The sequence below is a fragment of the Kitasatospora sp. NPDC048540 genome (assembly GCF_040651175.1).
In the GTDB taxonomy this organism is placed as follows: Bacteria; Actinomycetota; Actinomycetes; order Streptomycetales; family Streptomycetaceae; genus Kitasatospora.
Window position 1 is genome coordinate 20053 of the sequence record NZ_JBEZIR010000046.1, and the last position, 23955, is coordinate 44007.

Consider the following 23955-nt stretch of genomic DNA (forward strand, 5'->3'; position numbering starts at 1 on the left):
CTGCCATGCACGGGCGGCCCACACACGGGCGGACCCCGCACGGTGACTGCCGGGATCGGTCGGCCCGGCACGGTCGGTCCACCGCCCGCACTCGGTGGACCGACGAGCCGCCCACGACGGGCCCACGACAGGCCGCGCCTGACGGACTGTCGGCGCGATGCAGCGGTCCGCCCCGCGCCGAGCGGCGGCTCGCCCGTCCGCGGGCGTTGCCCCCGCACCGGGTTCCGGACCGCGGCGGACCGCTGGGACGCCGCCCGTGAGGCCCCTATTGTGTCCGCATGACCGCAGACTCGACGCGCCTCAGCCAGTCCGCTCCCGCCGTCACCCAGGCCGTGATCCTGGCGGGCGGCCAGGGTTCCCGGCTCCGCCCGTACACCGACGACCGTCCCAAGCCGCTGGTCGAGATCCCCGGTACGGGCACCCCGATCGTCGGACACCAGCTGGCCTGGCTGGCCGCGGAGGGTGTGACGGACGCGGTGATCTCCTGCGGGCACCTCGCCGAGGTGCTGCAGGAGTGGCTGGACAAGGCGGATCTGCCGCTGAACGTGCAGACCGTGGTGGAGACCGAGCCGCTCGGGCGCGGCGGTGGCCTCAAGTACGCCTCGCAGGCGCTGCCGCGGCCGGAGGAGCCCTGGTACGCCACCAACGGTGACATCTGGACCAGGTTCAGCCTGCGGGACATGGCCGCCTTCCACCACGAGCGCGACGCGATGGCGACCCTGGCGCTGGCCCGGCCGAGGATCCCGTGGGGTGCGGTGGAGACCGACCAGTTCGGCAACGTGCTGGACTTCATCGAGGCACCGCCGTCGCCGTTCCTGATCAACGCCGGCCTGTACGTCTTCGCGCCGGGCTTCCGTGAGCTGCTGCCGGACGTCGGCGACCACGAGCGCACCACCTTCCCCCAGCTGGCCCGCGCCAAGCGGCTGGCGGGCTACCAGCTGCCGCAGGGCGTCTACTGGCGTGCCATCGACACCGCCAAGGACCTCACCGAGGCCGCCAAGGAGCTCGCCGCAGCCCGCGGCCAGGCCTGACCACGCTCCGCCCCCGGCGCGGCACCAGCAACGCAGCAACGCAGCAACAACCCAGCACCAGCAACGCGACAGCAGCAACAGCGGCCCCCACCGGACGGACAACTCCGGTTGGGGGCCGCTGCGCGTGCCGTGAGAGCGGCACCAGGGCTCGGTCAGACCATCTTCTGCTCGGTCTGCCGCTCCAGGCCGAGCTTGGGCAGTTCGACCGGTCCGCTGCCGAGCACCCCGCCGATCAGCCCTGGGGTGCTCGGGTTGCTGCTGCGCGGCGAGGAGCCGCCGGAGCCACTGCCGCCCTGCCCGGCGCCGCCGGCGCCGCCGCCGGAGGGGCGGGCGTTGCCACTGGGGCTGGACGAGGACTTGGGCTTGCCGCTGCTCTTGCCCGGGGAGGGGGAGGCGGGCGACGGGGAGCCCGCCGGGCGGGACGGGGAGGGTGTGGGGGTCGGGCTGTGCGAGGGCGAGGGGGTGGCGGGGGCGCTGTTGCCGGGCCACATCGGGGAGCCGAAGTCGGTCGGCGGGCTGACCGGGGCCTGCTGCTCGCGTCCGGTGCGGACGGCCGCGCCGAGCATCGAGCCGATCAGCAGGGTGAGTCCGACCACCACCGCGGTGACCACCGCGCCGCGCCGCAGCACCCGCCGCCGCAGCGCCGCGGGCGCCTCGGAGCCGTACCGCCGCCAGGCGTTCAGGGCGATCCGGCCGTCCAGCGAGCCGAACGGCGCCCCGGCGATCAGCAGCGGGCTCCAGGCCGCGAGGAAGATCAGGTCCGGGGTGTCGTAGACCGGCACCGCCCGCCAGCTGACGGTGAACAGCAGCGCCGCGGAGAGCAGCATCGCCGCTCCGGCCGCCAGCCGCTGCCAGAGGCCGAGGATGGTCAGCACGCCGACCACGATCTCGGTGAACGCCACCGCCAGGCCGGAGCCGACCGGGTGCGCCATGGCGAAGTCGAGCAGCGGCGCGGCGGCCTTCCACGGGTGCAGGGCCGAGAGCCAGCGCATCATCGACCCGCGGTCACCGCCGTCGAAGTACACCGGATCGCAGAGCTTGCTGAACCCGGCGTAGCCGGACAGCGAGCCGAGCACCACCCGCAGCGGCAGCAGGACCAGCCCGAGGTCGACCCGGCGGCCGGGCTCGCGCAGGTGCCTGGCCTCGGCGGCGCCGGCGGCGGAGACCGCCGGCAGCTCTCCGTGCGGGCTCCAGGCGGGCTGCCCGGCCGTCGTGGAGGCGGGGGCGGCGGACGGGCCGCCCGATCCCGGCGAGCCGGGCTGCCTGGGCACCGCATGGCCGTACGAGGGGACGTGCGGGAGCTGCTGGGTGTCGTCGCCGGCGGGCGCCCCGGCGGGCGCCGGGACGGTGCTGAGCCGGACGGCCTCCAGCAGCCGGGTGGCGGCCAGGTCGCCGGGCGCGGCCTGGCCGCTCCAGGTGACGGCCGTGACCCGCGCCTTGCGCCGTGGGGTGGCGCCGATGCCGACCAGGGCCGGCACCTCGGTGTTGGGCAGCACGACCTGCGGGGTGACCATGGGGCGGGTGCCGAGGCCGGCCGCCCGGTACGGGTTGCTGTAGGGGTTGCCGCCGCTCTGCATGCCGTACGGGTCGCCGAAGGCCGCTCCGGCGGGGGCGTCGATCAGCGGATCAACCGGGGTGACCAGTCTGACCCGGAAGCTGGCCTGGGTGCTGCTGAGCTTCGCCGGGTCGGACGGCACCTTGACCGTGTTGAGGGCGGGCCCGGAGTCTATTCCCGCCGTGCCGCCCTGCCCGGGGCGCCGAGGTGTTCTGGTGTCCACACCCCTCTAACCGGGTGACGGCCCCTTAGGACACTCTCCCGGGTGGATTCCGGGCCCCGCTTTGAAGTGATCATGAGAAAACCGACCGAGCCCGATAGGACCCGATCGGTTCAGTTCCAAACAACCGTCAGAGACGGTCACGACGGCCCCGAGGCGTACGCCTCAGGGCGCGCGAGCGGCTCTCAGGCGCTCTTGGCCCGCAGCCGGGCGGCCTCGTAGAGCACGATGCCCGCCGCGACACCGGCGTTCAGAGACTCGGTCTCACCCGGCATCGGGATCCGCACCCGGATGTCGCAGGTCTCCGCGACCAGCCGGGACAGGCCCTTGCCCTCGGAGCCCGCCACGATCACCACGGGACCGGTCAGCAGCTCCAGGTCGCCGATCTCGGCCTCGCCGTCGGCGGCCAGGCCGACCACCATCAGACCGGCCTTCTGGTACGCCTCCAGGGCCCGGGTCAGGTTGGTGGCCCGGGCGACGGGCAGCCGGGCGGCCGCACCGGAGGAGGTCTTCCAGGCGCCGGCGGTCATGCCGGCCGCGCGGCGCTCGGGGATGACCACGCCGTGCGCCCCGAAGGCGGCGGCGGAGCGGACCACGGCACCGAGGTTGCGGGAGTCGGTGACCCCGTCCAGCGCCATCACCAGCGCGGGCTCGCCGTTGTCGGCGGCGTCCGCGAGCAGGTCGTCCGGGTGCGCGTACTCGTACGGCGGGACCTGGAGCACCAGGCCCTGGTGGTTGAGGCCGCCGGTCATCTGGTCCAGCTGCGCGCGCGGGGCCTCCATCAGCGGGACGCCGCGGTCGTTGGCGGCCTGGAAGGCCTCGCGGACCCGGTCGTCGGTCTCGATGAACTGCATGACGTAGAGCGCGGTGGCGGGCACCCCGCCCTTCAGCGCCTCGACCACCGAGTTGCGGCCGACCACCAGCTCGGCGGCGCCGGCACCGCCGCGGCCGCCGCGGGCACCGGCACCGGCCCGGCGCATGCCGGCCCGGGACTTGGCGTCGCGCTCGCGCTTGAGCGCCGCGTTGGCGGCGCGCTGCTTCGGGTGGCCCTTGCGGGCCTCGCCGGGCGGGGTCGGGCCCTTGCCCTGGAGTGCCTTCCGGCTGTGGCCGCCGGTACCGACACTCGCGCCCTTCTTGGAAGTGGGGTTGCGGCGGTTCCTGCGCTGGCTGTTGCCGGCCATGGCTGTACTTCCTGTCTCTTCTGCGTCATACGGTGGGCCGCACCGGCGCCGGTGCGGCCCACCCTCACCCCGACGGGTACGGGGTTACTGGTTGTTGAGGGTCCAGCGCGAGCCGGACGGGGTGTCCTCGATCGCCAGACCGGCCTTGGTGAGCTGGTCCCGGATGGCGTCCGAGGTGGCGAAGTCCTTACGGGCGCGGGCCGCCTGGCGCTGCTCCAGGACCAGCTGGACCAGCGAGTCGACCACCCCGCGCAGGTCGTCGCCGCGTTCCGCGCCGGACCACTGCTCGTCGAGCGGGTCCAGACCCAGTACTCCGAGCATCGCACGGACCTCGGCGAGCCGCGCCACCGCGCTCTCCTTGTCGCCCGCCGTGAGCGCGCTGTTGCCCTGGCGGACGGCGGTGTGCACCACCGCGAGGGCCTGCGGCACGCCCAGGTCGTCGTCCATCGCCTCGGCGAAGGACAGCGGCACCTCGGGGGCGGCGTCGACCGGGCCGCAGCTCTCCACGGCCCGCTGGATGAAGCCCTCGATCCGGGCGAACCCGGTCTCGGCCTCCCGCACCGACTCCTCGCTGTACTCGATCATCGAGCGGTAGTGCGGGCCGGCCAGGTAGTAGCGGAGCACGATCGGCCGCCAGCGCTGCACCATCTCGGAGATCAGCACCGAGTTGCCGAGCGACTTGCTCATCTTCTCGCCGGACATGGTGACCCAGGCGTTGTGCACCCAGAAGTTGGCGAAGTCGTCGCCGAACGCCTTGGACTGGGCGATCTCGTTCTCGTGGTGCGGGAAGATCAGGTCCAGCCCGCCGCCGTGGATGTCGAAGGCCGCGCCGAGGTACTTGTGCGCCATCGCCGAGCACTCCAGGTGCCAGCCCGGCCGCCCGCGGCCCCAGGGGGTGGCCCAGCTGGGCTCGCCCTCCTTGGCGCGCTTCCACATCGCGAAGTCGCGCGGGTCGCGCTTGCCGGTCTCGCCCGTGCTCTCCGGCTGCCGGAGGTTCTCCAACTCCTGGTTGGAGAGCGCCAGGTAGTCGGGGTAGGTGGTGACGGCGAAGTAGACGTTGCCCTCGGACTCGTAGGCGTGCCCCTTGGCGATGAGCGCCTGCATCATCTCGATCATCTCGGGGACGTGTCCGGTCGCCCGGGGCTCCACCGACGGGGGCAGGCAGCCGAGCGCGGCGTAACCGTCGTTGAAGGCGCGCTCGTTGGTGTAGGCGATCTCCCACCACGGGGTGCCGAGCTCGCGCTCCTTGGCGATCACCTTGTCGTCGATGTCGGTGACGTTGCGCACGAACGTGACCTGGTAGCCGCGGTAGCCGAACCAGCGGCGCATCACGTCGAAGTTGAGGTTGGACCGGATGTGTCCGATGTGCGGGGCCGCCTGGACGGTCGCGCCACACAGGTACATCGAGACACAACCCGGTACAAGCGGGACGAAGTCGCGTACCTGGCGGGTGCTGGTGTCGTACAGGCGAAGGCTCACAGCGTCAAGCGTAGTGGGCGACGGGGGGTGCCCCGCCACCTTTCGCGCGGGCCGCCGCCAGGTTCATGCCGGTCCGGGCCGTCCGCGGTGCGGGACCGGCCGCCACCCGGAGTGGCCGTACGGACACCGACGGCCCGGGCGGGTGCCCGGGTGGACCGGCGAACCCGCAGGCCAGGGGCCCGGCAGCGGTGCCGCCGGGCCCCGTCGGTCTCAGAGGTTGCCGACCACCTTGCGCGGGGCCAGCCGGACGACCACCCGTACGTCCTCGGGGCCGTCGAACCCGTAGTCCTCGCCGCGGTACTTGCGGGACAGCTCGTCGATCAGCTCCCGGCCGCCCTCCGTGGTCATCTCCACCTCGCCGCGGAGCTCGGCGTAGGTGTACGGGTGGTCCGGCGGGTTGAGCACCAGGGTGATCCGCGGGTCACGGACCAGGTTGAGGTGCTTGCGGCGGCCCTGGACGGTCGAGAAGAGCACCTCGTCGCCGTCCCGCTTCACCCAGACCACCGAGGACTGCGGGCTGCCGTCGGGCTGGATCGTGGAGACCACGGCGAAACTCTTGCCGTCGAGCAGTTCCTTCGCGCGGTCGGGAAGTGCTGCACCCATCAGGACCTCTTCTCGGTGACGAGCCAACTGGTACCCGGCCAAGCTACCGATCCGGTGGCGCCCCGCGCCGGTGAGACACCCCGGCGGCCGGGCGGCCGCCGCCGCGCGGGCGGCTCAGGGCGCCCGGTACACCAGGGCGGTGGCCAGTGCGGCCAGCCCCTCGGCCCGCCCGGTCAGGCCCAGGCCGTCGGTGGTGGTGCCGGAGACCGACACCGGTGCGCCGACCGCGGCCGAGAGCACGGCCTGGGCCTCCGCCCGCCGCTTGCCGATCTTCGGTCGGACGCCGATCACCTGGATCGCCACGTTGCCGATGGTGAAGCCGGCCTCCCGGACGATCCGGGCCGCCTCCGCGAGCAGGGTGACCCCGGCCGCGCCGGCCCACTCGGGCCGGTCGGTGCCGAAGTGCGCCCCGAGGTCACCGAGGCCGGCGGCGGAGAACAGCGCGTCGCAGGCGGCGTGCGCGGCGACGTCGGCGTCCGAGTGCCCGGCCAGGCCGAACTCGGAGCCGGGCCAGTCCAGGCCCGCCACCCGCAGCGGCCGGCCCGCTTCGAAGGCGTGCACATCGGTGCCGATGCCGACCAGCGGGATCACGGGCGCGGCGGGCGCCGTCCGGTCGGAAGCCTGCTCGGGAGCCGTCGGCCCGGAACCCCTCTCCTCAGAAGCCCTCTGCTCAGAAGCCGTCTGCTCAGAAGCCATCGGAGGCCCTCCTTCGGGCGAGTACGGCCTCGGCCAGGACGAGGTCCAGCGGGCGGGTCACCTTGAACGCCTCCTCGTGCCCGGGCACCACGACCACCCGGCCGCCGTAGTGCTCGACCAGCCCGGCGTCATCGGTGACCAGCGGCGGCGAGCCCCCGGCCTCCTCGGCCAGCGCCTTCTCGTGCACCTCGTGCAGGGTCGCGCGCAGGAAGCCCTGCGGGGTCTGCACCGCGCGCAGGGTGGACCGGTCGGGCGTGTCCAGCACCGGTTCGGGGGAGCCGGCGGGCCGCGGTTCGACCCGCTTGACGGTGTCGGCCAGCGGGACGGCCGGCACCACGGCCCCGGCCCCGGCCCGGACGGCCGCGGCCACCGCGTCGACCACCTCGACCGGTACCAGCGGACGGGCGGCGTCGTGCACCAGCACGACCTCGGTCTCCGCCGGGATCGCCGCCAGGCCGAGCCGGACCGACTCCTGCCGGCTGGCGCCGCCGGCCACCACCCGGACGTCCTTGCCGTCCAGGCCGTGGCTGTCGAGCAGCGCGGCGACCTCAGCCACCCCGCCGGGCGGGGCCGCGACCACCACCAGGCCGACCGCCCGGCTGCGGGCCAGCGCCCGTACGGCGTGCACGAGCAGCGGCACGCCGCCGAGTTCGCGCAGGGCCTTCGGGGCTCCGGGGCCCAGCCGCTCGCCCCGTCCCGCGGCGGGGACCACCGCCGCCGCGAGGTGTGCTGTGGCGTTCAGGTTTCGCTCCTCAGTCGCAGTGGGTATGGCCCTGCCGTACGCATCGGGCGCCCGGCACGACCCTCTTCCGGCTGCACGTTAGTGGACCACCGCCCCGCAGTGGCGGCTGTCCGCGGACATGCCGAAGCGCCCGAGGTGCTGTTGCACCACCTGGACGACTGCGAGTCCGTGGTGGCACAGCGGCATCGGGCGCCGTGGCATGCAGAAGTGCTGTGGAACGAGGCCGCCCTTAGGAGGCGAGCACCTCGTCGAGCAGCGTCTCCGCCTTGTCCTCGTTGGTGTTCTCGGCCAGCGCGAGCTCGCTGACCAGGATCTGCCGAGCCTTGGCGAGCATCCGCTTCTCGCCGGCCGACAGGCCGCGCTCGCGCTCGCGACGCCACAGGTCGCGGACGACCTCGGCGACCTTGATGACGTCACCCGAGGCAAGCTTCTCGAGGTTCGCCTTGTAGCGGCGGGACCAGTTCGTGGGCTCCTCGGTGTACGGTGCACGCAGCACCTCGAAGACCCGGTCGAGACCTTCCTGACCGACCACGTCTCGCACGCCGACGAACTCCGCGTTCTCGGCGGGCACGCGCAGCGTCAGATCTCCCTGCTGCACCTTCAGCACCAGGTAGGTCTTGTCCACACCTTTGATCTGGCGAGTTTCGATGGCCTCGATCAGCGCAGCCCCGTGATGGGGGTAGACCACCGTGTCGCCAACCTTGAACGTCATGTGACAGGACCCCTTCCGTGGCTTTCCAGAATAACACGCTTTTCTGCCGACCCGAAGGGCGTTTTCGCAGGTCAGGGCGGGTCTCGGGGCTTGACAATCACCCCCATCGCATGCTGCGACCGGTGTTCGAGGGCGGCTTCCCGCAGGTGGGAGGCGTTCCGAGAGCTCGGCGAAACCCCTGGCAACACTCCCGAAACCATGGTTTGATCTTGAGTTTTTGCCGCCTTCCGGGCGGCACCCCGACAGTGACCTGCGACACGTCCCCGGGCGGGACCCGGCACGGGTCCTCGGGACACGCCCGGAGACGGCCCGTCGGGCGGCCCCCGGCAGGACCGGGACGCGACACGGGGCCACCCCGTGAGAACCGGATAACTGCGGTGGGTAGTCTGAACGCTGACCACAGACCGTGATCCACATCCACCGTGATCCCACCCAAGGAGAAGTCGCCGCCGTGAGCCGGAGCCTTCGACGCGGCGCCATCGCCGCCCTCGTCCTCGCCGCGATCGTCCCGCTGTCGGCCTGCGCCGCCGGGAACACGCCGGACACCCTGGAGATCAAGCCGGACAACGCGGCCACCTCACTCGGGGACTACCTGCGGCTCAACAACATCGTGGTGGTGACGCTGCCGCGGGCCGCCGCCGAGGGCGCGGGTGCGGGCCCGGCCAACGTGACGGCGAACATCAGCAACTCCGGCACCACGCCCGAGACGCTGAAGTCGATCACCGTCGGGGACAACATGACCGCGACCTTCACCGACGCCAAGGGCGCCCAGCTCTCCGAGATCGTCATCCCGGCGGGCGGCGCCGTGCTGCTCGGCGGGCCGGACCAGCCGTCGGCCCACGTGGCCTCGGTCAAGGTGAGCGTCGGCGGCTTCGCCCCGACCGGCTTCGTCTTCGGCCGGGCCGGCCAGGTCGGCACCGAGGCCGCGGTGCTGCCGGCCGTCGGCCAGTACGCCGCGTTCGGCCCGAAGGCGGAGGCCGGCCCGTCCGCCTCCCCCTCCTCCAGCGCCTCGCCGTCCGCCGCCGCTTCGGCCTCCCCGTCGCCGTCCGCCACGATCACCGGCACGCCGTCCGGCTCCCCGTCCGGCTCGGCCCCCGCCACCGGTGCGGCCGTCCCCTCCGGTTCGGCCTCCGGCAGCCCGCTCGCCGGTCACTGAGCACCGCCGGCCGGCCTCCGGGCCGGCCGGGCGCCTGACGCCCGAGAGGGCCCCCGCCGTGGCGGGGGCCCTCTCGGTGTGCGCGGGTACCGGTGCGGTCTACGGCTCGAACTTGTAGCCCAGGCCGCGGACCGTGACCAGGTAGCGGGGCGCGCCCGGGTCCGGCTCGATCTTGGCGCGCAGGCGCTTCACGTGGACGTCCAGGGTCTTGGTGTCACCGACGTAGTCGGCGCCCCAGACCCGGTCGATCAGCTGCATCCGGGTGAGCACCCGGCCGGCGTTGCGCAGCAGCATCTCCAGCAGGTCGAACTCCTTGAGCGGGAGGTCCACCTTGGCGCCGTCCACGGTCACCACGTGCCGGTCGACGTCCATCCGGACCGGGCCGGCCTCCAGCGCGCCGGGGGTGGCGCCGCCGCCGTCGCCGTTGCCGTCCTCGCCGCGGCGGCGCAGCACCGCGCGGATCCGGGCGACCAGCTCGCGGGTGGAGTAGGGCTTGGTCACGTAGTCGTCGGCCCCTATCTCCAGCCCGACGACCTTGTCGATCTCGCTGTCCTTGGCGGTGACCATGATCACCGGCACGTTGGAGCGGACCCGCAGCTGGCGGCAGACCTCGGTGCCGGGCAGGCCGGGGAGCATCAGGTCGAGCAGCACCAGGTCGGCGCCGTTGCGCTCGAACTGCTCCAGCGCGTCGGGTCCGGTGGCGGCCACGGCCACCTCGAAGCCCTCCTTGCGGAGCATGTACGAGAGGGCGTCGCTGAACGACTCCTCGTCCTCGACCACCAGTACTCGGGTCACGATCGGGCCTCCGGGGCAGGAAGGGAGTCCGACGCGGTCGCGTCGGAACGGGGTTCGGATGAGGGGGTGCGGTCCGGCGCCTGGCCGGCCGGGAGCCGCAGGGTGAAGGTCGAGCCCTGGCCCTCGACGCTCCAGACCGACACGGTGCCGCGGTGGGAGGCGGCCACGTGCTTGACGATCGAGAGGCCGAGACCGGTGCCGCCGGTGGCGCGGGAGCGGGCGGGGTCGACCCGGTAGAACCGTTCGAAGATCCGCTCTCGGTCCTTCTCCGAGATCCCGATGCCCTGGTCGGTCACCGAGATCTCGATCAGTTCGCCGTCCGCCTCGCCCAGCGCGGCGGCGCTGGAGATCCGGCGGGTGGCGATGGCCACGCGGGTGCGGGGCGGGCTGTAGTTGACGGCGTTCTCGACCAGGTTGCCGAGTGCGGCGGCCAGCTGGCCGCGGTTGCCGTCGAGGTAGAGGTCGCCGGTGCCGCCGGCCGCGATCAGGATCTGCTTGGCGGCGGCGGGCTGGCGGCAGCGGTCGATCGCCTCGGCGATCAGCTCGTCCACCGGGACGGGTTCGGGGTCGGCCAGGATGCGGTCGTCCTGGACCCGGGAGAGGTCGATGATCTCCTGGACCAGGCTGGCCAGCCGGGTCGCCTCGATCTGCATCCGGCCGGCGAACCGCTGGACGGCCTCCGGGTCGTCGGAGGCGTCCGCGACGGCCTCGGAGAGCAGCGACAGCGCGCCCACCGGGGTCTTCAGCTCGTGCGACACGTTGGCGACGAAGTCCCGCCGGATCGCTTCGATCCGGCGGCGGTCGGTGAGGTCCTCGACCAGCACCAGGACCAGCCGGGAGCCGAGCGGGGCGACCCGGACCGAGACCGCCAGCGGTTCGGCGGCGCGGGCCGCGCCGGGGCGGGGCAGTTCCAGCTCGACCTGGCGGATCTCGCCGTCCCGGCGGGTCGCCCGGGCCAGCGACAGCATCGGGTCGACGGCCATCGCACCGCCCCTGACCAGGCCCATCGCGTACGCGGCGGAGCTGGCCTTGACCACCTCGTCGCCCTCGCCGAGCACGATCGCGCAGGAGCGGAGCACCGAGAGCACGGTGTCCACGCCCGGCGGCAGGGCGGGTTCCTGGTGCGGCGGCCCACCCGGGCCCGTCCTGCTGCTGGTCCTGCCGCCGTTGCTGCCCTTCGCCTGCTCGCGCTCACTCCAACGGAAGGCGATGGCGGCCGTGAGGCCGACGCCGAGCCCGGCTATGGCGCAGGCTGCGGCGGCGGCCACATTCACGTCCATACGGCCAGCGTAAGCGCATGCCGGGCCGGTCCCGTACGGGTGCGATCAAGGCATCGGCCCCGCGTTGCCGAGAATTCACCTTCAAGCTGCCGGTGATTCACCACATCGGCCGTGGGCAGTCGCCCGAACGGATCAGTCTGGGCAATGCAAGCCCGTGTGGGCGGTGACGCGGCTACCATTCGCGCCACCAGCAGCGGACGTCCCGGCTCCCGAGGGGGACCCGGCCCGGGACATCCGGTCGGCACCGCCACCGACACAGCTACTGATGGACCGGTCGGCGCCGCACCCGGCGCCGACGGCCAGGAGGAGAGAGCATGCGCGACGCGTACCACGAGGAACTCGACTCGATCAGCGACGGACTGATCGAGATGGCCCGGCTGGTCGGTTCGGCCATGGGCCGGGCGACCACCGCGCTGCTCGACGCGGACCTGGCGCTGGCGGAGAGCGTGATCGCCGCCGACGACAAGGTCAACAGCCTGCACCACGACCTGGAGAACCGAGCGATCGACCTGCTGGCCCGCCAGCAGCCGGTCGCCACCGACCTGCGGATCGTCGTCACCTCGCTGCGGATGAGCGCCGACCTGGAGCGCTGCGGCGACCTCGCCCGGCACGTCGCCAAGGTGGCCCGGCTGCGCTTCCCGGACACCGCCGTCCCCAACGACCTGCACCCGATCGTGCTGGAGATGGGGCAGCTCGCGCAGCGCCTGGTCGCCAAGGCGGGCCTGGTGATCGCCACCAAGGACGTCGACAAGGCGCTGGAGCTGGAGCAGGACGACGACGCGATCGACGCGCTGCACCGCGAGCTCTTCTCGCACCTGCTGGACGACCGCTGGCAGCACGGCATCGAGACCGCCGTCGACGTCACGCTGGTCGGCCGGTACTACGAGCGGTTCGCCGACCACGCGGTGTCGGTGGCCAAGCGCGTGGTGTTCCTGGTGACCGGCGAGCACATCGGCGACTTCCTCGCCACCAACGAGCCGGCCGCCCTCGGCGAGTGACCCCGGCCCGCCGGACGGCGGGTGAGCGGTGACGGAAGCGGCAGCACCGGAGGTGGGGGCGCACACAGTTGGTGCACCCCCACTTCTGTGCGCCCGTTGACGCCTCGGCACCACCCGGGTTCACTCGGAAAGCAGGCACGCCCGTCTCCGGAGTGCCCCGACGAGGAGGGTCCAGCGCCATGAAGGCAACCGCCACCCCGACCACCCCGCCGAAGAGCATCACCGAGCCGCCCGCCGCCGGGCTGCTCCCCGTCCTGGCGGCCGGCTGCGGGTGCGGCCCGGGCTGCGGCTGCGGCTGCCAGTCCGGTGCGCCCTGCCAGTGCGGCGGCGCCTCCGGGGGCTGCTGCGGCGGCCACTGACCCGCACGGGCCCGCCGGGCGGCCCACCGACGCCCCGGGACGGGCGGCGGCCGGGGAACGACGGCGGCCCGGGAACGACAACGGCCCCCGCCCGCGCTGTCCGCGCAGGTGAGGGGCCGTTTCGCCGTGAGGCCTACTTCTTGCCCTGATTCTTGACCGCCTCGATGGCGGCCGCGGCGGCCTCCGGGTCGAGGTAGCGGCCGCCGGGAGTGAGCGGCTTGAAGTCGGCGTCCAGCTCGTAGGCGAGCGGGATGCCGGTGGGGATGTTGAGGCCCGCGATGGCCTCGTCGGAGATGCCGTCCAGGTGCTTGACCAGGGCGCGCAGGCTGTTGCCGTGCGCGGTGACCAGCACGGTCTTGCCGGCGGCCAGGTCCGGGACGATCGCGTCGTACCAGTACGGCAGCATCCGCTCGACGACGTCCTTGAGGCACTCGGTGCGCGGGCGCAGCTCGCTCGGGATGTCGGCGTAGCGGGCGTCGCCGGCCTGCGAGTACTCGCTGTCGTCGGCCAGCACCGGCGGCGGGGTGTCGTACGAGCGGCGCCAGAGCTGGAACTGCTCCTCGCCGAACTCGGCCAGCGTCTGGGCCTTGTCCTTGCCCTGCAGGGCGCCGTAGTGGCGCTCGTTCAGCCGCCAGCTGCGGCGGACCGGGATCCAGTGGCGGTCGGCCTTGTCCAGGGCGATCTGCGAGGTGCGGATGGCGCGGCGGAGCAGCGAGGTGTGCAGCACGTCGGGGAAGTAGCCCTCGGCGGCCAGCAGCTCGCCGCCGCGTGCGGCCTCCTTCTCACCCTTCTCGTTGAGGTCGACGTCGACCCAGCCGGTGAAGAGGTTCTTCTGGTTCCACTGGCTCTCGCCGTGGCGGAGCAGGATCAGTCGGTAGGTCGTGTCAGCCATGGCCGACAGCTTAGTGGAGGCGGAAATCGGGTAGTCGGTCCGATGAGCGCCGGGTAAGGTGTCGATTCCATTAGTGACACTTACTGCCCCGCTGGCCGGTTCACCGCATTCCGGCTGGTGGGCGGCCTGCTGCCCCGGGAGCACCCGTTGCCCGCACCGTCCCGTCTGCGCACCGTCCTGTCGGAGTCCGTGGGCGGCCTGCCCCGGCAGTTCTGGTGGCTGTGGGCGGCGACCCTGGTGAACCGGCTCGGCGGCTTCGTGGTCACCTACCTCGCGCTGTACCTGACCGTCGGGCGGGGCTACCCGGCGTCGTACGCGGGTCTGGTGGCGGGCCTGTTCGGTGCCGGTTCGGCGATCGCCTCGCTGCTCGGCGGGGTGCTCGCGGACCGGCTGGGCCGGCGCCCGACGCTGATGGCGGCGCAGCTGTCCACGGCGGTGTCGACGGCGGCGCTCGGTTTTGCGGACGGCCCGGTGGCCATCGCGGTGGTGGCCTTCCTGGTGGGCCTGGCGAGCAACGCGGCCCGGCCGGCGATCTCCGCGATCATCGCCGACCTGGTGCCGGCGCCGGACCGGGTGCGCGCCTACTCGCTGAACTACTGGGCGATCAACATCGGCTTCGGCGTCTCGGCGGCGGTCGCCGGTCTGATCGCCGCGCACGGTTATCTGCCGCTGTTCCTGCTGGACGCGCTCACCACGCTGATCTGCGCGGTGATGGTGTTCGTCCGGATCCCGGAGACCCGGCCCGAGCGGTCGGCGGCGGCGGTCCGGGAGGAGCCGCGGACCGGCCTCGGGACCGTCTTCCGGGATGGCCGGTTCATGGCGCTGGTCGGGGTCAACCTGCTGCTGGCGCTGGTCGCCCAGCAGGGCAGCACCACGCTGGCGATCGACATGGGCGAGGCGGGCATCTCCACCAGCGGCTACGGCCTGGTGATCGGCCTGAACGGGCTGCTGATCGTGGTGCTCCAGCTGCCGATGGGCCGGCTGATGGAGGGCCGCAACCGGACCGCGCTGCTGGTGGTGAGCGCGCTGCTGACCGGCTGGGGCTTCGGGCTGACGGCGCTCGCGGGCTCGTCGGCCGCGTTCTTCGCCGTCACGGTCGCGGTCTGGACGATCGGCGAGATCATGGCCGCGCCGACCATGATGGGCCTGGTCGCCGAGCTCTCCCCCGCCGGGGCGCGCGGCCGTTACCAGGGGGTCCACTCGCTGTCCTGGTCGCTGGCGTCGTTCCTCGGGCCGCTCGCCGGCGGCTACCTGCTGCAGCATGCGGGCAGCGCGGTGGTGTGGCTGGCGTGCGGGGTGTGCGGGACGGTGGCTGCGGGCGCGTTCCTGCTGGTCGGCCGGAGGGCGGCGGCCGACGCCGGGGGCGGGGCCCGGGTGGCGGGGGCCGATGCGGCCGACGGGGAGGTGGCGGCCGCGCCCGGCGGTGGGGTCGCGGTGCCGTCCTGAGCGGCCTCGGCCGGTTCGGGGTGCCGGTGGGCGCCGGGCTCGGCCGTCGTGGGTCCGGTCAGCTGTCGGCGGGCGGGGTCTCCGGGGCAGCGGTGGTGGCAGCGATGGGGGCGGTGGCGGTGGTGGGTCCGGCGAGGTGGGCGAAGGCCGCCAGGTTGCGGGTGGACTCCCCGCGCTTGGTGCGCCACTCCCACTCGCGCCGGATCGCGGTGGCGAAGCCGAGTTCGAGCAGGGTGTTGAAGGGCTCGTCGGCGTTCTGCAGCACCGTGCCGAGCAACCGGTCGACGGTGTCGGGGGTGAGCGCCTCCAGCGGCAGCCGCCCCGCCAGGTAGACGTCACCGAGCGGGTCGACGGCGTACGCGACCCCGTAGAGCCGGGTGTTGCGCTCCAGCAGCCAGCGGTAGACGGCCTCGTGGTTCTCGTCCGGCCGGCGGACCACGAAGGCGTTGACCGAGAGGGTGTGGTCACCCACCCGCAGGGCGCAGGTGGTGGAGAGCTTCCGGACGCCGGGCAGCGTGGCCACCAGTGTGTACGGGTCGGTGATGGCCTGCTCCCAGGCCACCCCCGCCTCGTCGAGCGCGGTGCGCAGCAGAGTGAGGGACTCGTCCTTGGTGCGGATTGCCATGGGAGAGACGTTACTCGGCGGTAGAGCCCGGGTGCAGCAACCGCCGGGCGGCCGGTCGCCCGCCACCCGTTCCGGTGGCTCGCGCCACCGCTCCCCCGGACGAACCCCGTGGGGCGCGCGGCCACACCCCAACCACCGGAATCCGCCCATCGATGCAGGTCGGCAAGGGTGCGCGGTGGCTCACACCGGGTCTCCCGGGTGCCGTGGGCCGGGACCGAACGGCCGCGGCCGGGTCAGCGCAGCCGGGCGCCGGTGCGCTGGTCCGGGCGGGCGAGCGCGCCCGCGTAGACCTCCGCGGTGGCACGGGCCGCGGCGTCCCAGCCGAACCCGGCCGCGTGCCGGGCCGCAGCCTGGCCCTGCCGCTCGGTCAGCCCGGGGTCGGTGACGTACGGGCGCAGCGCGCGGGCCCAGTCCTGCGGGTCGTGGCCCGGGACCAGGGTGCCCGTGACGCCGTCCCGGACGGCGACCGGCAGACCGCCGACGGCCGCCGCCACCACCGGGGTGCCGCAGGCCTGCGCCTCCAGGGCGACCAGGCCGAAGGACTCGCTGTAGGAGGGCATCACCAGGGCGGTGGCCGCCCGGTACCAGTCGGCCAGCTGGGTCTGACCGACCGGCGGACAGAACCGGACCACGTCCGAGATGCCCAGCTGGGCGGCCAGCTTGTGCAGGCTCTCCGGACGCGCCAGCCCGGTGCCCGAGGGGCCGCCGACGACCGGCACCACCAGGTGTTCGCGCAGCTGCGGCTCGCGCTCCAGCAGCACCCCGACGGCGCGCAGCAGCACGTCGGGCGCCTTGAGCGGCTGTATCCGCCCGGCGAACAGCAGGACCGCCGCGGCCGGCGGCAGCCCGAGCCGGGCCCGCGCGGCCGAGCGGCCACCGGTCCCGCCGGGGCGGAAGACCTCCAGGTTGACGCCGGGGTGGACGACCGCGAGCTGGTCCTGGCGGGCCGCGTAGTGCCGGGACAGCTCGGCGGCCTCCTCGGCGGTGTTGGCGATCAGCCGGTCGGCGGCGTCGACCACCTGGGTCTCGCCGATCACCCGGGCGGCCGGCTCCGGGGTGTCGCCCTCGGCCAGCGCCGCGTTCTTCACCTTCGCCATCGTGTGCATCGTGTGCACCAGCGGGACGCCCCAGCGCTCGGCGGCGAGCCAGCCGACCTGGCCGGAGAGCCAGTAGTGCGAGTGCACCAGGTCGTAGTGGCCCGGCCGGTGCCCGGCCTCGGTGCGCAGCACGCCGTGGGTGAAGGCGCACAGCTGGGCGGGCAGGTCCTCCTTGATCAGTCCTTCGTACGGGCCCGCGGTGACGTGCCGGACCAGGACCCCGGGGGCGAGGTCGACGGTCGGCGCGTCCTCCGAGCTGACCGCCCGGGTGAAGACCTCGACCTCGATGTTCAGCTCGGCGAGCCGCTTGGCCAGCTCGACGATGTAGACGTTCATACCGCCCGCGTCGCCGGTGCCCGGCTGGTGCAGCGGGGAGGTGTGGACGCTGAGCATCGCGATCCGGCGGGGACGACGGGACCGGGAGGCCACCAACGACTGGAGGCGGCCCCGGGTCGACGGCAGGGTGAGCCGGTCACGTCGGGCCACGGCCCGTGCGAGGTGCTGGGTCACCTGGCTGATGCCTCCTTGTGCTGCCCGTTGTGCTGCCCGGTCGGTACCTGCTCGGCCGGCGGTACGCGGATGTCCCGCCGGTCGCGCTGCTGCTCGGCGACGTGCCCGCGCTCCGTCGCACGGCCCGTCCGCATGCGAACGCCCGGGGCCGGTGGCTCCGGGCGGGCACACGTCTTGAGTCACAACCGAGTGGGAGTCGACCGGTATTCCCGGCCGCGCCGCCGAGATCGGGCGGGCGGGCGGCGGGCCGCGCCCGGTACGGCGGGCGGGGGCGCGGCCGGTACGGCGGGCGGGGGCGCGGCCGGTACGGCGGGCGGGGGCGCGGCCGCGGCACGGCCGGGGCAGGGGTGTGGCAAGCGTCACGGGCGGGCCGGGCGCGGGCCCGGGGGCGCGCCCGCCGCCACGTAGGCTGCGGGCATGCCCGCCACGTCCGACTCTCCCGCCGCCCGCGGGGCACGCCCGACCCGGCCGGTCGGCACGGTCACCCGCGGCACCACCAACACCAACCGGCTCCGCCGGATGGACCGCTGGATCGCCCACACCCTCGGCCCGACGCTGCGTACCGCCGACCGCCCGCCGGTCGCCGTCGACCTCGGCTACGGTGCGGCGCCCTGGACCGCCGTCGAGCTCTCGGCCCGGCTGCGCACCGTCCGGCCCGACACCCGGGTGGTCGGCATCGAGATCGAACCCGAGCGGGTCGCGGCGGCGCTGCCGTACGCCGTGCCGCCGCTGCTCACCTTCCGGCGGGGCGGTTTCGAGGTGCCGCTGGACGGCGGACCGGCCCAGCTGATCCGGGCCGCCAACGTGCTGCGGCAGTACGAGGAACGGGAGGTGGCCGAGGTCTGGGCGCGGCTGTGCGGACGGCTGGCGCCGGACGGGCTGCTGGTCGAGGGCACCTGCGACGAGATCGGCCGGCGGCACGTCTGGGTCGCGCTCGGCCCCGAGGGGCCCCGGACGGTGACCTTCGCGGCCCGGCTCGCCACCCTGGAGCGCCCCTCCGACCTGGCCGAACGCCTGCCCAAGGCGCTGATCCACCACAACGTGCCCGGCCGGCCGGTGCACACCTTCCTCACCGACTTCGACCGGGCTTGGGCGGCTGCCGCACCGTACGGCGCGTTCGGTGCCCGCCAGCGCTGGGTGGCGACCTGCGGGGCGCTGGCGGGCAGTTGGCCGCTGGTGGACGCACGTGGACGGTGGCGGCAGGGCGAGATCACCCTGGAGTGGTCCGCGCTGGCGCCCTGACGGCGGGTGCCCGCGGGACCGCCGGCCGCACGGCAGGCCGGCCGCAGGGCAGGCGTCCGCACGGCAGGCGTCCGCCGGGCACGAGGGGCGTTCGGCCGGGCGGAACCGGTATCCGACGGGCGGGGCCGCCACCGGCCGGTGGCGCCGCCGGACCCGCCGCTGGGCCGCTGACCTGGGTGCCGAGCCGGGCATCGAGCAGGGCATCGAGCCGGTCTCCCGTTCGGGCTCCGGGCCGTGCTTCCGGCGATTCACTCGAACGAGTTATCGAATTACTCTGGCGTGTTGACGCCCCGTCACGCCACCATGGGGGCAGTCGCACGAGCTGCCACGCAGGCCACCTGAGGCCCGTTCAGCTCCTCTGCCCACTCCGACCCACTCCGCCACACCCGCCACCCGCACCACCGCACCCGCCGTCGCGGGCCGACTCGAACACACCACCGGGCTACCGCGCCCCAGGGCGCCCCAGCTCCTGCCGCACCCGATCGAACACCTCGAACGCATCCGCACCGAAGAGCACGAACCGCACCTCGGCCGGCGCCGTCCCTGCCACCACCGAGGGGTCCGCCACCGCCTCCGTCACCGCCGTGAGGGCGATACGCGCCGCGTCCTCCATCGGCCACCGGTACACCCCGGTAGAGATCGCCGGGAACGCCACCGACCGCGCGCCCAGTTCAGCTGCCAGCCGCAGCGACTCCCGATAACAGGAGGACAGCAACTCCGCCCGTTCCTCGTAGAGGTCCGGGTAGTAGACCGGCCCCACCGTGTGCACCACCCAACGGGCCGGCAGCCGGCCGGCCGTGGTCACCACGGCCCGGCCCGCATCGAGGCCGCGGCCGTAGTGCGAGTCGCGCAGCCTCCGACAGTCGGCGAGGATCGCCGGTCCGCCCTTGCGGTGGATCGCGCCGTCCACGCCACCCCCGCCGAGGAGCGAGGAGTTGGCCGCATTGACGACCACGTCCACCTGCTGCTCCGTGATGTCACCCTGCACCATCGTGATCCGCGTCACGACCCCCGACCTCCCATCGGCCCCCGCCTGCCGGGGCCCACACCGTAGCCCGTAAACCACTCCAGAGCGTGGCAATAACCACATCGTCGGCGCTCGGTCAGAGAAATCCCCGGAGATCACGTTATGGTCGCGAGAAGCTCCCCGACCCGCGGTGCCAGGCGGGCACTGCACACGGACCTCAGCCGTTGGCCAGTCGGGGAAAGGGAGGACCGACCAATGCCCGGAACGGGAGACGGGCGGGCGTCCGGTACCGGCAGCGCCGCCGGTACTGCCGAGGACGCCGCCGACACCGCGCGACGGCCGGGCCCCGCATCAGGCAGCGCGCCCGCCATCGGCCGCGCCGCCAAGCGGGCCGGCGGGGTGCACACCTACCGCGACCACACTCCCGAGTCCGGCGCCGCCACGCCGATACCGCATCCCCGGGCCCGCGTCGACAGTCCCCGCACGACCGGCCCCGGCTCCCCTCCCAGTGGCCTCCCCAGGACACCGCCCGCCGGCCCGGCCACCGCGGCAGCAGCGGCCCGCCGCCCCGAGCCCGGCAGCGAGCCCCCGGCCCACCTGCTGGTGATCGAGGACGGCCCGTCCGACATCGAACTGATCAAGACCCTGGTCGCCGAGAGCGGTGCCAACGTCGAGCTGCACTGGGCACGCGGCGTCGAGCAGGCCGTGGCCCTGCTGTCCGCCGCGCCGCTGGCCGCGCGCCGGGGCATGCAGCGCCCGGGAGATCGGCCACCCGCGGCCGGGTTCACCTGTGTACTGCTCGACCTCGCCGCGCCCTGCGGCCCCGGGGACCGCACCACCACCGAACCGGATCCCACCACCGCAGCCACCACTGCCACCGCCCCGGGCACGGGCACCGCGCCGCACGGGCCCACCGGGTCCCAGGGGCACACCGGCCCGGAGGAGTCCGACGGCCTCGACGGGCTTCGCGAGTTGCTGCGCCGCGCCCCGCACACGGCCGTCGTCGTCCTGACCGACGCCGCCGGGGCGGAGCTGGGGGCCGCCGCGGTCGCGGCCGGAGCCCAGGACTTCCTGATCAAGCACGAGACGGACGGCCCCCTGCTGGCCCGTGCCCTGCGGTACGCGGTGGAGCGCAAGCGCGCCGACGAGTCGCAGCGCCGCCTGGTCGAGGCCGAACTGCGCGGCCAGGAGAACGCCCGCCTCCAGCGCCACCTGCTGCCCACCCCGCTGCTGGACGGCGCCGGGCTGGCCTTCACCCGCCGCTACCGCCCCGGCCGCCGCCGCGCCCTGCTGGGCGGCGACTTCTACGACGCGGTCCGGACGGACGACGGCACGGTCCACGTGGTGATCGGCGATGTCTGCGGGCACGGCCCGGACGAGGCCGCGCTGGGCGTCGCGCTGCGGATAGCGTGGCGGACGCTGGTGTTCGCCGGCCTCTCCGGCCAGGCCCTGCTCACCACCCTGCAGCACGTCCTCGAACACGAGCGGCGCAGCGACGAGATCTTCGCGACCCTCTGCATGCTCGTCCTCTCCCCCGCCACCCCGGCGGAGGCCGACCCCGACCGGGCCGGCGGACCCGAGCCCGGCGACCGGGCCCGGCTCTACCTGGCCGGCCACCCCGCGCCGCTCCTGCTGGCAGGCGGCCGACGGCCCGCGCTGCTCCCGGCCGAGCACGCCGGGCCGGCGCTCGGTCTGCTGCCGTGCGACGACTGCGATTCGGCCTGGCCCGGGCTGGAGCTGGAGCTGGAGCCCGGCTGGCGGCTGCTCCTGTACACCGACGGTCTGGTCGAGGGCCGGGTCGGCGCGGGTTCACGGCGGCTGGGGCAGGACGGTCTGATCGACCTGGTCGCCGACCACCAGGCGGCCGGGCTGACCAGGGGCCGACTGGTCGACAGCGCCATCGCGGAGGTGGAGGAGCTGAACGGCGGAGCACTGACCGACGACGTCGCGGTACTGCTGCTGGAGCGCAACCCGATCCCGTTGATCATGGGTTGAGCACGGCGCCGGCACCGGTGCCCGCGCCCCTGCGCGGAGCCCGGACGTGACGGAGGGTGGCGGCCAACGGCCACCACCCTCCAGGCATCACGCTCCAGGCATCACGCGCCGGGCATCACCTTGCGGGAGCCACTCGGCTCCGGGCTACCAGGGCCCGTACGGCCCGATGTTGCGGCGGCCGCCGCCCCGCCCGTCCGTCAGCTGCTTGATCGCGGGCCGGACGTCGACCATGTAGACGATCGAGGCGACCAGGCCCGCGAGGGTCAGGAAGCCGCTCGTGACGTTCACGGGGAAGAGCAGATCCAGGCCGAGCGACAGCCCGAGCAGGATCAGCCAGAACGCCTTGGGCTTCTTGTCCGCCGCCCGGTACGCATCGTCGCGCCTGATCAGGGCATCGACGAACGCGACCGCCTTGAATCCGATGATCGCCATGGCGAGCCACCAGAACGGATTCAGGACGTCGAAGAGCAGGAACTGCTGCACCGCTTGTCTCCTCACTGCCTCTTCGGCTCGGCTGCGGTCGCTTCGGGTCGGCTTCTACCCGGGAATGCCGGCCGCAGCCAGGGTGCCGCGAGGGCACCCCTTCCATCGTGGCACGGACGACCGCTGTCCCCGATGAGAACGGGCCGGGGCCTCCGGACGTGCCCAGCCGGCCGGCCGGCACCCGGCGTCGCCCACTGCTACTTCTCGGTGTCGGCCTTACGGGCCCGGGTAGTCTTCTTCGGCGCGGGAGCGTCGTCCACCAGCTCCCCCTCGACGGGCTCACCGGCCGCCGAACGGGCCTCGAAGTCCACCACGACCTCGGTCACCTCGGCCGGCTGCTCGGCGGCAGCGGAGCCGGCCTCGGCGGAACCGCCCCGGCCCTTGTCCACCACGGCCTTGCCGCGCACGGCCAGCTCCTCGTAGGCCTCCATGGCCTTGACCGCGAGCTCCGCCGCGCGGCCGACCTGCTGGAGCGCGAAGGTCTGCGCCTTCTCCTGCAGTTCCTTGAGGTCGGTGGGCAGGGTGTTGACGGTCTCGGTCACCTTCGCCTGAGCGCCGACCAGGGCGGCCTGCGCCTCCTGGAACCGCGCCGCCGCCTTCTCCTGGGTGGCCTTGCGATCCGCCGTCAGCTCCTCCACCTTGCCCGGCACTTCGCGCAGCTTCTCGTACGCGAGGTCGCCGACGCCCGCCAGGGCGTACAGCGGGGTCGGGTCGGAGAGGGTCTTCTTGATGTCGTCGGTGATGGGCATGTCCGGTCCTCCTGTGTGCGTGGACGGCCCGGCGGGCCGGTCGGAAGTCTGGGTGGTGCCGGTGCGGTCAGCCGGTAGCGCCGGTGTCGGCATCGGCATCGGCATCGGCATCGGCATCGGCGGATCCTGCCGGAGGGGTGGCGGGCACGGTCCCGGTGGCAGCAGCGGCCCCGCTGCTCTCCCCGGTCTCGCGGTTCTCCTTGAGGAAGGCCTCGTAGACCGCCAGCAGCGCCTGCTTCTGGCGTTCGTTGAGCAGCGGATCCGCCAGGATCGCCGCCCGCAGCGCGGGCGCGTCCCCGTCCCGTTCCTCGAGGATCCCGGCCTGCACGTACAGCGTCTCGGCCGAGATCCGCAGCGCCTTCGCGATCTGCTGCAGGATCTCCGCGCTCGGCTTGCGCAGCCCGCGCTCGATCTGGCTGAGGTACGGGTTCGACACTCCGGCGACCTCGGCCAGCTGCCGCAGCGAGTACTGCGCGTTGCGGCGCTGCTCGCGGATGTACTCGCCGAGCGAGCCGACGTTCAGTGAGGCCATGCCAGCAGTCTGCACCCGCCCGCTTGCAATTGCAAGCAAGCCGCTAGCAACAGCAAGCCGGCGCGCCGCCCTGCCCGCCACCCTGCCAATCGATCATCCTCGGTGCTCGAAGCCGCTCGGCGGCCCGGAGTCACGTACCGGCAGGAAGGCAGGCCACCACGGTGGCACCCCGTGCGGGCAACGCGACTGGAGGTAATTTCCGCGCGGCGGGGAGAGATTGCTCGTCAGATCGACTGCGAAGACGGCAAAGAGTGCCAGCAGGCCGACCATACTGCCCGCCAGCACCACGGTGAGACGGTCCCGTGACCGCACCACGAGCAGCGTCGCCAGGCATCCGAGGGGGAAGGCGAGACAGTACGCGGCGAGCATCGGGAAGTCCCCGACGAGGTCGAACCTGGGATCGTCCGTGATGTCGTACGCCGTCTGCCACGGCAGGTCCATGCAGGAGGACCAGGTGCTGCTGATCAGACCGCCGGCCCGGAAATCGGCTATCAGGCCAAGGACAGGGCCGACGGCGAACGCCAAGCAACCGGCACCCGCCCGTATGCCCGCTCGCGGCTCCCCCACGCTCTCCCCGTTCATCGTGGTGGGGACGGCACGGCGGAGGCCG

General features: G+C 73.6%; 24 protein-coding genes. 7 read left to right on the forward strand and 17 right to left on the reverse strand.

The window, feature by feature from the left end:
• The first annotated feature begins 278 nt into the window (after nucleotides 1–278).
• Entirely contained in the window at nucleotides 279–1031 is a 753-nt protein-coding gene (locus AB0D08_RS19590) for a nucleotidyltransferase family protein (RefSeq protein WP_033820418.1), read from the forward strand.
• A 152-nt stretch (nucleotides 1032–1183) separates the two neighbouring features.
• On the opposite strand, the gene AB0D08_RS19595 is transcribed toward AB0D08_RS19590, so the two are convergent.
• The 7 genes from AB0D08_RS19595 to AB0D08_RS19625 all read right to left on the reverse strand — a co-directional run bounded on the left by AB0D08_RS19595 (nucleotide 1184) and on the right by AB0D08_RS19625 (nucleotide 8219).
• Nucleotides 1184–2809: a DoxX family membrane protein gene (locus tag AB0D08_RS19595; protein WP_359890176.1), complete on the reverse strand. Its 1626-nt coding sequence runs from the start codon at nucleotides 2807–2809 to the stop codon at nucleotides 1184–1186.
• Nucleotides 2810–2991: 182 nt separating this feature from the next.
• Nucleotides 2992–3987 (reverse strand): 23S rRNA (guanosine(2251)-2'-O)-methyltransferase RlmB, encoded by a 996-nt coding sequence (rlmB, locus tag AB0D08_RS19600; protein WP_359890179.1) that lies wholly within the window; start codon nucleotides 3985–3987, stop codon nucleotides 2992–2994.
• Nucleotides 3988–4071: 84 nt separating this feature from the next.
• Complete coding sequence (gene cysS / locus AB0D08_RS19605) at nucleotides 4072–5466, reverse strand: cysteine--tRNA ligase (protein WP_359890182.1); 1395 nt, start codon at nucleotides 5464–5466, stop codon at nucleotides 4072–4074.
• Nucleotides 5467–5676: 210 nt separating this feature from the next.
• Nucleotides 5677–6069, reverse strand: a complete 393-nt coding sequence (locus AB0D08_RS19610) for a PPOX class F420-dependent oxidoreductase (RefSeq protein WP_033825382.1) — start codon at nucleotides 6067–6069, stop codon at nucleotides 5677–5679.
• A gap of 114 nt (nucleotides 6070–6183) precedes the next feature.
• Nucleotides 6184–6765, reverse strand: a complete 582-nt coding sequence (gene ispF, locus AB0D08_RS19615) for a 2-C-methyl-D-erythritol 2,4-cyclodiphosphate synthase (RefSeq protein WP_082527189.1) — start codon at nucleotides 6763–6765, stop codon at nucleotides 6184–6186.
• Nucleotides 6755–7507: a 2-C-methyl-D-erythritol 4-phosphate cytidylyltransferase gene (gene ispD / locus AB0D08_RS19620; RefSeq protein ID WP_033825384.1), complete on the reverse strand. Its 753-nt coding sequence runs from the start codon at nucleotides 7505–7507 to the stop codon at nucleotides 6755–6757. The genes ispF and ispD overlap by 11 nt, the downstream gene beginning before the upstream one ends.
• 229 nt (nucleotides 7508–7736) lie before the next feature.
• Nucleotides 7737–8219, reverse strand: a complete 483-nt coding sequence (locus AB0D08_RS19625) for a CarD family transcriptional regulator (RefSeq protein WP_014136563.1) — start codon at nucleotides 8217–8219, stop codon at nucleotides 7737–7739.
• A gap of 451 nt (nucleotides 8220–8670) precedes the next feature.
• Between AB0D08_RS19625 and AB0D08_RS19630 the strand changes: the two genes are divergently transcribed.
• A complete protein-coding gene (locus AB0D08_RS19630) occupies nucleotides 8671–9375 on the forward strand; it encodes a hypothetical protein (RefSeq protein ID WP_033825385.1) in 705 nt (234 codons plus the stop codon).
• 99 nt (nucleotides 9376–9474) lie between these two features.
• On the opposite strand, the gene AB0D08_RS19635 is transcribed toward AB0D08_RS19630, so the two are convergent.
• Entirely contained in the window at nucleotides 9475–10170 is a 696-nt protein-coding gene (locus AB0D08_RS19635) for a response regulator transcription factor (RefSeq protein ID WP_033825386.1), read from the reverse strand.
• Entirely contained in the window at nucleotides 10167–11450 is a 1284-nt protein-coding gene (locus AB0D08_RS19640; RefSeq protein ID WP_033825387.1) for an ATP-binding protein, read from the reverse strand. The genes AB0D08_RS19635 and AB0D08_RS19640 overlap by 4 nt, the downstream gene beginning before the upstream one ends.
• A 314-nt stretch (nucleotides 11451–11764) precedes the next feature.
• On the opposite strand from AB0D08_RS19640, the gene phoU reads away from it, so the two are divergent.
• Both phoU and AB0D08_RS19650 read left to right on the forward strand, forming a co-directional pair.
• The gene (phoU, locus tag AB0D08_RS19645) at nucleotides 11765–12448 is read left to right on the forward strand and encodes a phosphate signaling complex protein PhoU (RefSeq protein ID WP_033825388.1); all 684 of its coding nucleotides are present in this window, start codon (nucleotides 11765–11767) and stop codon (nucleotides 12446–12448) included.
• A 179-nt stretch (nucleotides 12449–12627) separates the two neighbouring features.
• Nucleotides 12628–12807, forward strand: a complete 180-nt coding sequence (locus AB0D08_RS19650; protein WP_359890187.1) for a hypothetical protein — start codon at nucleotides 12628–12630, stop codon at nucleotides 12805–12807.
• 133 nt (nucleotides 12808–12940) lie between these two features.
• On the opposite strand, the gene AB0D08_RS19655 is transcribed toward AB0D08_RS19650, so the two are convergent.
• Complete coding sequence (locus AB0D08_RS19655; RefSeq protein WP_033825389.1) at nucleotides 12941–13699, reverse strand: phosphoglyceromutase; 759 nt, start codon at nucleotides 13697–13699, stop codon at nucleotides 12941–12943.
• Between the two features lie 147 nt (nucleotides 13700–13846).
• On the opposite strand from AB0D08_RS19655, the gene AB0D08_RS19660 reads away from it, so the two are divergent.
• The gene (locus tag AB0D08_RS19660; protein WP_359890189.1) at nucleotides 13847–15145 is read left to right on the forward strand and encodes an MFS transporter; all 1299 of its coding nucleotides are present in this window, start codon (nucleotides 13847–13849) and stop codon (nucleotides 15143–15145) included.
• Nucleotides 15146–15203: 58 nt separating this feature from the next.
• On the opposite strand, the gene AB0D08_RS19665 is transcribed toward AB0D08_RS19660, so the two are convergent.
• Together AB0D08_RS19665 and mshA are read right to left on the reverse strand one after the other, a co-directional pair.
• Nucleotides 15204–15770 carry a YbjN domain-containing protein gene (locus AB0D08_RS19665; RefSeq protein WP_359890192.1) on the reverse strand — a complete coding sequence of 189 codons (567 nt, stop codon included), beginning with the start codon at nucleotides 15768–15770 and terminating at the stop codon, nucleotides 15204–15206.
• Between the two features lie 233 nt (nucleotides 15771–16003).
• Nucleotides 16004–17329, reverse strand: coding sequence for a D-inositol-3-phosphate glycosyltransferase (mshA, locus tag AB0D08_RS19670; protein ID WP_051814223.1), 1326 nt, complete (start codon nucleotides 17327–17329; stop codon nucleotides 16004–16006).
• Nucleotides 17330–17794: 465 nt separating this feature from the next.
• On the opposite strand from mshA, the gene AB0D08_RS19675 reads away from it, so the two are divergent.
• Entirely contained in the window at nucleotides 17795–18619 is an 825-nt protein-coding gene (locus tag AB0D08_RS19675) for a class I SAM-dependent methyltransferase (RefSeq protein ID WP_359890195.1), read from the forward strand.
• Nucleotides 18620–19061: 442 nt separating this feature from the next.
• Here the strand turns inward: AB0D08_RS19675 and AB0D08_RS19680 are convergent, their stop codons facing one another.
• On the reverse strand, nucleotides 19062–19625 hold the full coding sequence (locus AB0D08_RS19680; RefSeq protein ID WP_033818132.1) for an O-acetyl-ADP-ribose deacetylase: 564 nt from the start codon (nucleotides 19623–19625) through the stop codon (nucleotides 19062–19064).
• Nucleotides 19626–19841: 216 nt separating this feature from the next.
• Between AB0D08_RS19680 and AB0D08_RS19685 the strand changes: the two genes are divergently transcribed.
• Nucleotides 19842–21581 (forward strand): fused response regulator/phosphatase, encoded by a 1740-nt coding sequence (locus AB0D08_RS19685; RefSeq protein ID WP_359890198.1) that lies wholly within the window; start codon nucleotides 19842–19844, stop codon nucleotides 21579–21581.
• A gap of 144 nt (nucleotides 21582–21725) precedes the next feature.
• Here AB0D08_RS19685 and AB0D08_RS19690 read toward each other — a convergent pair whose 3' ends face one another.
• From AB0D08_RS19690 to AB0D08_RS19705, 4 genes are all read right to left on the reverse strand, one after another.
• Entirely contained in the window at nucleotides 21726–22064 is a 339-nt protein-coding gene (locus AB0D08_RS19690) for a DUF2516 family protein (protein WP_255369491.1), read from the reverse strand.
• Between the two features lie 197 nt (nucleotides 22065–22261).
• Entirely contained in the window at nucleotides 22262–22813 is a 552-nt protein-coding gene (locus AB0D08_RS19695; RefSeq protein ID WP_033818134.1) for a hypothetical protein, read from the reverse strand.
• A gap of 67 nt (nucleotides 22814–22880) precedes the next feature.
• Nucleotides 22881–23345 carry a helix-turn-helix transcriptional regulator gene (locus AB0D08_RS19700; RefSeq protein WP_359890201.1) on the reverse strand — a complete coding sequence of 155 codons (465 nt, stop codon included), beginning with the start codon at nucleotides 23343–23345 and terminating at the stop codon, nucleotides 22881–22883.
• Between the two features lie 93 nt (nucleotides 23346–23438).
• Complete coding sequence (locus AB0D08_RS19705; RefSeq protein ID WP_359890203.1) at nucleotides 23439–23870, reverse strand: hypothetical protein; 432 nt, start codon at nucleotides 23868–23870, stop codon at nucleotides 23439–23441.
• Nucleotides 23871–23955 lie beyond the last annotated feature (85 nt).

Bases quoted from the DNA above. Each gene is read 5' to 3' on its own strand.
- AB0D08_RS19625 (WP_014136563.1), bottom strand. From the start codon at position 8,219: ATGACGTTCAAGGTTGGCGACACGGTGGTCTACCCCCATCACGGGGCT.
- AB0D08_RS19675 (WP_359890195.1), top strand. From the start codon at position 17,795: ATGCCCGCCACGTCCGACTCTCCCGCCGCCCGCGGGGCACGCCCGACC.
- AB0D08_RS19685 (WP_359890198.1), top strand. From the start codon at position 19,842: ATGCCCGGAACGGGAGACGGGCGGGCGTCCGGTACCGGCAGCGCCGCC.
- phoU (WP_033825388.1), top strand. From the start codon at position 11,765: ATGCGCGACGCGTACCACGAGGAACTCGACTCGATCAGCGACGGACTG.
- AB0D08_RS19650 (WP_359890187.1), top strand. From the start codon at position 12,628: ATGAAGGCAACCGCCACCCCGACCACCCCGCCGAAGAGCATCACCGAG.
- AB0D08_RS19655 (WP_033825389.1), bottom strand. From the start codon at position 13,699: ATGGCTGACACGACCTACCGACTGATCCTGCTCCGCCACGGCGAGAGC.
- AB0D08_RS19640 (WP_033825387.1), bottom strand. From the start codon at position 11,450: ATGGACGTGAATGTGGCCGCCGCCGCAGCCTGCGCCATAGCCGGGCTC.
- AB0D08_RS19665 (WP_359890192.1), bottom strand. From the start codon at position 15,770: ATGGCAATCCGCACCAAGGACGAGTCCCTCACTCTGCTGCGCACCGCG.
- AB0D08_RS19700 (WP_359890201.1), bottom strand. From the start codon at position 23,345: ATGGCCTCACTGAACGTCGGCTCGCTCGGCGAGTACATCCGCGAGCAG.
- AB0D08_RS19590 (WP_033820418.1), top strand. From the start codon at position 279: ATGACCGCAGACTCGACGCGCCTCAGCCAGTCCGCTCCCGCCGTCACC.
- ispF (WP_082527189.1), bottom strand. From the start codon at position 6,765: ATGGCTTCTGAGCAGACGGCTTCTGAGCAGAGGGCTTCTGAGGAGAGG.
- AB0D08_RS19610 (WP_033825382.1), bottom strand. From the start codon at position 6,069: ATGGGTGCAGCACTTCCCGACCGCGCGAAGGAACTGCTCGACGGCAAG.
- AB0D08_RS19695 (WP_033818134.1), bottom strand. From the start codon at position 22,813: ATGCCCATCACCGACGACATCAAGAAGACCCTCTCCGACCCGACCCCG.
- rlmB (WP_359890179.1), bottom strand. From the start codon at position 3,987: ATGGCCGGCAACAGCCAGCGCAGGAACCGCCGCAACCCCACTTCCAAG.